Source organism: Pseudovibrio sp. Ad26 (assembly GCF_001623285.1).
Classification (GTDB): Bacteria; Pseudomonadota; Alphaproteobacteria; order Rhizobiales; family Stappiaceae; genus Pseudovibrio; species Pseudovibrio ascidiaceicola.
Genome location: NZ_LMCE01000104.1, coordinates 1 through 7,210, shown reverse-complemented (window position 1 = coordinate 7,210; position 7,210 = coordinate 1). Strand labels below are relative to the sequence as shown.

Genomic DNA, 7,210 nt, shown 5'->3' with positions numbered 1-7,210 from the left:
GTATTGGACGCCTTTAAAACTGATCAATGCAACAAGCCTCAAGCCATGAATTCAGAGCAAGCTGATTGTACCCGAAAATACGGGAGCAGAAAACCGATTAAACTTTGCGACAGAACCGGCATTGAGTAATGCGCCAGCACTAATGAGCGGCCGCAATGATCAAGTCGATGGTGAGCAAAACTGCATAATATCACCTTCTTCGAAAGGCTTTGAAGGAACAGAGCGCGGCAGCCGGTAAGCTTGTGGCTTGATTGTCTTACAAATTTTGAAGTACTCTTAGATGAGATCATGCTCTTCGCTTGCTTGGCAAGGCAGATCTAAGAATTAACTTGATAATGCCTTGGATCCGCCTTAAGCAAAAATCGAAATGGTTTAGCTCACGTTTCGAATCCAAAAACGCTCACCATGGTAACGGTGTAAATCTCCCCGGATGGAATCGAGAACTTTCTTATTTACTTGCGAGGTGTAAATATTTACAATTTCTTCTTTCTTATCAAGCGATGATGGCGTGAAAATACATTCGCGAGATATATTCATTGACTTTACAATTCTCTGTATTTGCTCCTCTGTTCTATCATAAGTTGCATCTTTATAAAACCAAATAAATTTTTGGTGTTTTATTGCTAAGAGGGCTGCATCTCTTGCAATTAAATGGTCTATATGACCACCTATGCCAAGTGGCAAAATAACTCTAATATTTTCAAAAGTATGAATAATATTTGAAATACTCATGACAGCCTGATCCCAAATCGGATCATTATTTGGAACTAGTTTGGTCGAAAGATATGCAGCTTCGTTGGTGTATCCTTGACGCAAGCTAGCATCCTCAAGCCCTAGATGGAACGATTTCACCCCCAACAAGGATAACGCTCTCACGTCTTCTATAAGTCGTTCGTGGGTAACGTTCCTCCAGTTACCGCATCCATTGATGCGGTATCGTGATTTAGTAAACACTGAGACAACTGTAACATCACTGAACCTGCGATCTAGTAAAGCGCCGCCAGCTGAAAATACAGCATCATCAAGATGAGGAGAAATTATGACTACTTTACTAGATCGCATTGTTAAATTACTTAATTGTTACGTTTACCAATTTTGGATTATTATTTACTTTATCACGCACTATTATAGTACGCAATTCTCCAGATCCAATATTTACTTGGCCAGATAACGTTTCTTTCGCAATGGACGAAAGTTTGGAATCATCGCATATTGTCGGAACTTCAACTTCTGCGCGCTTTTTTCCATTTAGGGTTACAATCATAGATACTGTTTGCGGCCCTTCATATTGGGAGAGGTCAATCTGTGGCCATCTTGATAATGCAACTGAACCATCGTTACCACAGCGCTGCCACAACTCTTCGCACATAAATGGAGCAAACGGAGAAAAGCACAAGATCAACTTCTCTAAAGTTTCTCTTGAAACTGGTTGTGAGCTGATATCATTAAGGCATTTCATCATCGTTGCGATTGCGGTATTTAGTCTGAGAGTTTCGATGCCTTCTTCGATAGTAGACACTGCCTCTTCGACCGTACGTTGAACGTTGATACTTTCCTCCTTTTTCACCACTGTTTGACGAATACCCATGCTGGAATCATGCGTGATGAAGCGCAAGAAACGCCGAAGAAATTTTTGTGCAGCCGCAGTTTTGCTACTCTCCCACTCCCGAACTTGTTCAACCGGCCCCATAAACATCAAGCAAATACGATAGGCATCAGCTCCATACTTCTCAACTACCTGATCGGGTGTTACTATATTGCGTAAAGACTTAGACATTTTTGCCTTTACGCGCTCAAGAGGTGCATCAGCCTGCTGTAGGTCATAATGGGGAGAGTTTGATTTAATATAGAATTTCCCATCGTCTCTCGTCTCGACCTCATCTGTTGGTATCAGTACTCCTCGAGTATTTCGAAAAGTAAAAGACAAAAGTAAGCCTTGATTAACAAGTCTTTTGAAAGGTTCTTTGGTTTTAATCTTACCTAAGTCAGATAGTGCCATATACCAAAATCTGGAGTACAAAAGATGTAGAGTAGCATGCTCTGCTCCTCCGATGTAAAGATCGACAGCTCCCCAACGTTTTTCTAATGCAGGGTCAACAGCTAGATCCTCATTTCCTGGATCCATAAAACCCAATGGATACCAACAGGAGCCTGCCCATTGAGGCATTGTCAATGTTTCTCTCTTACCTTGTAGCGCCATTACTGGATCATCTACATTTACCCATTGAGTAGCTCTAGCAAGTGGAGGTTCTCCATCTGATTGTGGCTGATAATTTTCTAACAACGGCAATTCTAAGGGGAGATCAGTTTTTGAAACTGGCTCTATACTTCCATCATCCCAATGAATTAATGGGATAGGTTCACCCCAGTATCTTTGGCGAGAAAAAATCCAATCACGAATACGGTATTGAGTACTGGATTCAGCAATACCATTTTGGCAAAGATAGCTGCATAGTTTTTGACTAAACTCGTCCGAAGGCAGGCCAGTAAGTCCGAGTTTTTTGTAGCAGTCGAGATCGAACTCAAGTGCTTTGCCTGATCCGGTCCAAACTTGGTCACCATCAGCAACGCTTTTGTAACTGTCTCCTTCAGGAGCTATTACAGGTGCAATCGGTATATCTACGGTTCTCGCAAAGTCAAAATCTCGGGTGTCATGAGCAGGCACCCCCATCACAGCTCCAGTTCCACTTTCCATGAGAACATAATTTGATACAAAGATAGGAATCCTTTTTCCAGTAAGTGGGTTTATCGCACTTGCACCAGTTCTTATGCCGGTTTTTTTGCTTGACTGCTTACGTGATAGTTCACTTTTTTGTAGTGAAGATCGTACGTAATTGTTGACTGCTTCACGGTGTTCGATAGTTGTTATCTTATCGACAAGCTTATGTTCTGGAGCAAGCGCTAAAAAAGTGGTGCCAGGTAACGTATCTGCACGTGTTGTGTATACAGATATTTTCTCGCCTGTCTCTGTTAAAAAGGCTATTTTGTAACCTGAGCTACGCCCGATCCAGTTCCGTTGCATTTCCTTGATTGGCTCAGGCCAATCAAGGTCTTCTAATCCAGAAATTAATCGCTCGGCGAAACTATTAATTCGCATCATGACTTGTCGCTGCATTTTACGAACCACTTCGTAACCCTGTTCCGTGCGGCCGTCATGCATAACTTCTTCGTTGGCAACCACAGTGCCAAGTTCAGGGCAATAGTTAACCATCGCGTCATCGTAGTAAGCCAAGCGGTAACTGTTTTGGTAATTTTGTACTGCTTTGGGGCCTTTTACCTGAACTTCATCTGGTATTAGAAGAGTGCTGATGTGCTCCGTTTTTTGTGTATCAGGGTTGAACCATGCTTCGTACAGGTCGATAAACATTTCTTGAGTGAACTTGTAATAGTCGGGATCCGTCGTCGAAAATGCCCTATCCCAATCGAAGGAAAGCCCAATTAAGTCCATTTGTCTACGATAGTTTTCGCTATTTTTGGCAACAGTTTCCGCTGGATGCATGCCGGTTTTCATCGCGTGTCGTTCAGCGGGAAGACCAAATGCATCCCAGCCCATTGGATGCAATACGTTGAAACCTTTCATCCTTTTAAAGCGAGCGATGATATCTGACGTAATGAAACCAACTGGATGCCCTACATGAAGGCCATCTCCGGATGGGTACGGAAACATATCCAAACAATAAAAAGTTTTATCTTTACTACTCGGGTCCGGGGTTCGGTAAGTTTTTTTATCGCTCCATATCTTGCGCCATTTCGCTTCTATATCTCGAATATGCTCAATGTCATATTTTCTAACTTTAGAGGATTTACTGCTATGATTGTGTTTCAACATTGTACTAATCTTTTAGTTGTGTCATGTTTCTATAGTTAATTTTCATTATTTAAAAAAGCGGTCACTTTTAAAGATGGAACATGATACTGAAGTAAGCAAGCTTTTCCCTCATGCATTAATACTAGCTGCAGGAAATGGCACTAGAATGCGACCATTAACTGGGGTAGTTCCGAAACCTTTAGCACCATTTAATGGAAGTACTCTCATTAGCCAGGGGGTTCGTATGCTTCGCCCTTGGGCTTGTAACATTTTTGTAACGGTAGGATATATGGGAGATAGGTTGGCGAAGCATGTTATCTCTTTGGGTGCGGCAGGTGTTTTTGAAACATCTGGGAACCCTAATGGATGGTGGATTGCCAATACACTGTTATCATATGTCGACGAACCTATACTCGTTTCGACATGTGACAATCTATATGATATTGATTTTGTTAAACTTCACAGAGACTATCGTTCTGCGGGTTCGCCAGCGTGTATGATTATACCTGTGAAACCTGAATTTGGGGCTGGTGATCGCATCGAGTGTGACAAGCAATATATCAATGACATTGGTCCTCATTTGAACCAGCCTCTTCTAGCTTCTGGAATGCAAATTCTGAGGCCCGCAAGCGTCGCAAGATTAGCGGCTGGTGCAACTGATTTTTTGAGTATCTGGCATCGTCTAATACTGCATCAAGAGCTTTATGTATCGCGGGTTTTGCCGAAACAATGGGCAGCGGTCGACACAATTGACGATCTCATATTCACAGAAAAAACTTGGCAGCAATCTTCTACACCGTTAGTTCAGCAAGAGTTGCAGCAGTTAAATCGTAATGATCAAGCAATGACTGGAGTGGCCTAAGGAAAGTGGAGAGCTTCTGTCATAATGTTTTTGCTGTCTCTCGAAGGCGATTGGTGATTTGTAGCCTAACGCGAAGTGTCGCCTAGTTGAATTGTAAAAGCTCTCAATGTAAAGGAGAGCTGGCTCGGGAAATTCGGACAGGTTGTCTAAGTGGATTTTGCTTCTGAAACTGGCATGATGCCAAGAACAGGAGACCACCATGACCAGACGTCCTCGTCGAAACCATAGTCCGGCCTTTAAAGCGAAAGTCGCGCTTGCTGCTATTCGCGGAGAGAAGACCTTGAGCGAATTGGCTCAGGACTTTGATGTGCACGCGAACCAGATCAAACAATGGAAAAAACAGGCCCTTGCGACGATGCCTGATGTGTTTGGGGCTGATAAGCAGGCTAAGCAGGAGTATGAAGTAGACATCAAACGGCTGCACGCCAAAATTGGGAGCTGGCTTTGGAGAATGATTTTTTGGAAGGAGCGCTCACAAAAGCGGGACTACTGAGGCGCGACCAACTTTAGGTTAAGTTGATAGCGCCAACATCTGCTAATCATCGTGTTTTGTAATAGAAATCTCATCTGCTGCAGATAGTACTTCAGGCCAATGAACACATGCCAAACTAAATCGATCAAGCTGCATAAGCAAACTCTCAGTTTCAAGTTGCCCAATAGCTGCCTCGAGATTGATTACGGCATTAAGTAAGTTGCTTGATTTGCTTTCTCCAAAGCGCTGGCTAAGCTCGCCTTCTGCTTCAATCAGAGCTAACCGCACTCGCTCAAGCTCTGATTGCCTATGTATTGTAGCTCGACGTAATCTTTCAGTATTACTTCCAGTATCTAGAGCTGCAAAGTGAAGTAATTTTCCGACTTCCTCTAGTTGCAACTCATCGGTCAATAATATTTTTTTTCGTCGAGAAAGATGTAATAAAGACTCCTGTAGAAAAGAACGACTTGGACAAGTTCTGTCATTCATTATAAAGAACGTCCAATCGTTATCATACCACTCTCCATATGGGGCTGTTACGAATAATTTCGGATCTAGAAGATATGTAGCGCCATGAAATTCCTCTCTAGTTGGCAACTTGATATGAGGCAAATTATTATCCTCGAGGCAACCACAAAGATCAGTGTAATGATCAAAGATAGCATCAATTTCAGTATCTTTAAGTGAGCATCTAAGTTTCTCTACATAACGAGTTGCATTAAACTTAGTCGGAGGCAAACCGCTCAGAGCGGCGAACTCAATCCACTCTAATCGAGAGAGGTCTGGGCAGCCAGATAAACCAAAGCAGGTAAATGGCGGCAACTCGTCAAGTTTTAAATTAAGATCATATGGGATGACTATATCTGCATCCAAATGTAAAGTGCGCAATGCCTCGGGAAAGAAGATGCGGGTAAGAAGCATTCCAATCATGCGCCCATGATGCGCACTCCAACCAGGATTACCTAGACATAGCTTTGAGATCCAGTATTCCGCAGGTTTACTAATTCGAGAAGAAACAAGGTCACGAACATGCGCCCAACTACTAGCATCAAAGCATTTTATAGAGATCAAATTACTGCTTTCAGCTATATAGTTTACCTCTTTGCGGGGTTGCTGATTGTATGAGTTATTTACAATTAATACTTGGCAATTGCGAAGTAACGGTGAATCTTCAATCGAGTGCAGTAAACGCTCTAAATGAGCAGCATCTTCGTAGACTTGAATAGTTATAGTTAACTCTGTCATCGGCGGCGGCGAGCAATTACCGTTTGGAAATAGCCTTCCTTGGGGTAAAAAACATCACTAATTACGTCACAATGAAAACCAGCGTTTTGTAATCTTATCTGTGCAGAATCTATTCGGTCACAATTTTCACCATCAAAACAATGAAACTCAATAATCATTAGCCGGATACGCCTAAGGATCTCAGTATCAGCTCCTTCAATAACGGAAAACTCACAGCCTTCGCAATCAATCTTTAGAACATCAACTTCCCCCGCAGGCATTCGATCTAATAGCTGAGAAAGGCCATTGCTGAGGACTAAGTTCTTAAACCCCTGAGCTTTACCAGTTCTATGACCACCTGTGTTCCAGTTAGAATGGTATACACTGACTTCGCCGACTTTATCTGCTGCCGCAATATTCATAATTTTCAATGGGACATGAGGATTAGCCCGTCGATTTTTATCTAATAATTCGAAATTCTGTGGAGATGCTTCTATAGACAGTACAAAACCATCTCGACCCACTCGATTGGCAGCAAGTAGAGAGAAAATACCAATATGTGCGCCGATTTCTAACACCTTAAATCCCGGCTGTATAAATTTATTTATATCATAGTGATCTTCTGAGTATACTTCTTCCAGAATAGCTAAATCTGACACTCGTACCTGCAACGATCCCCTAATTGAAATCTGCAATCCAGATTTCAACCTTAAAGGAAACGAATGCTTCGACATTGGATGGAAAATCAATCGAGCTAAACTAAAATTGCTCTTTAACAGGATCCGACGCAAACGAAACGCTCGTACTAATTCAGGCCAAAACATTACTTAAACCATTTTGTTGA

General features: G+C 42.2%; 5 protein-coding genes and 1 pseudogene. 2 read left to right on the top strand and 4 right to left on the bottom strand.

Annotation, left to right across the window (positions count from 1 at the left end; translation table 11 throughout):
* Positions 1–372 precede the first annotated feature (372 nt).
* Both PsAD26_RS22945 and leuS read right to left on the bottom strand, forming a co-directional pair.
* Positions 373–1,062: a PIG-L family deacetylase gene (locus PsAD26_RS22945; RefSeq protein ID WP_084403797.1), complete on the bottom strand. Its 690-nt coding sequence runs from the start codon at positions 1,060–1,062 to the stop codon at positions 373–375.
* Positions 1,063–1,069: 7 nt separating this feature from the next.
* A complete protein-coding gene (gene leuS / locus PsAD26_RS22940) occupies positions 1,070–3,829 on the bottom strand; it encodes a leucine--tRNA ligase (RefSeq protein ID WP_084403796.1) in 2,760 nt (919 codons plus the stop codon).
* A 73-nt stretch (positions 3,830–3,902) separates the two neighbouring features.
* On the opposite strand from leuS, the gene PsAD26_RS22935 reads away from it, so the two are divergent.
* Together PsAD26_RS22935 and PsAD26_RS29490 are read left to right on the top strand one after the other, a co-directional pair.
* Positions 3,903–4,670, top strand: coding sequence for an NTP transferase domain-containing protein (locus PsAD26_RS22935; protein WP_084403795.1), 768 nt, complete (start codon positions 3,903–3,905; stop codon positions 4,668–4,670).
* A 199-nt stretch (positions 4,671–4,869) separates the two neighbouring features.
* Positions 4,870–5,013 (top strand): annotated as a pseudogene (locus tag PsAD26_RS29490) (transposase); the annotation flags it as partial.
* A 192-nt stretch (positions 5,014–5,205) separates the two neighbouring features.
* Here PsAD26_RS29490 and PsAD26_RS22925 read toward each other — a convergent pair.
* Positions 5,206–6,387 carry a hypothetical protein gene (locus PsAD26_RS22925; RefSeq protein WP_063312276.1) on the bottom strand — a complete coding sequence of 394 codons (1,182 nt, stop codon included), beginning with the start codon at positions 6,385–6,387 and terminating at the stop codon, positions 5,206–5,208.
* The gene (locus PsAD26_RS22920; RefSeq protein ID WP_193758339.1) at positions 6,384–7,025 is read right to left on the bottom strand and encodes an FkbM family methyltransferase; all 642 of its coding nucleotides are present in this window, start codon (positions 7,023–7,025) and stop codon (positions 6,384–6,386) included. The genes PsAD26_RS22925 and PsAD26_RS22920 overlap by 4 nt, the downstream gene beginning before the upstream one ends.
* Between the last annotated feature and the right edge of the window lie 185 nt (positions 7,026–7,210).

Excerpts from the sequence above, each read along its gene's own strand:
- PsAD26_RS22945 (WP_084403797.1), bottom strand. The coding sequence starts at position 1,062 with ATGCGATCTAGTAAAGTAGTCATAATTTCTCCTCATCTTGATGATGCT.
- PsAD26_RS22935 (WP_084403795.1), top strand. The coding sequence starts at position 3,903 with ATGGAACATGATACTGAAGTAAGCAAGCTTTTCCCTCATGCATTAATA.
- PsAD26_RS22925 (WP_063312276.1), bottom strand. The coding sequence starts at position 6,387 with ATGACAGAGTTAACTATAACTATTCAAGTCTACGAAGATGCTGCTCAT.
- leuS (WP_084403796.1), bottom strand. The coding sequence starts at position 3,829 with ATGTTGAAACACAATCATAGCAGTAAATCCTCTAAAGTTAGAAAATAT.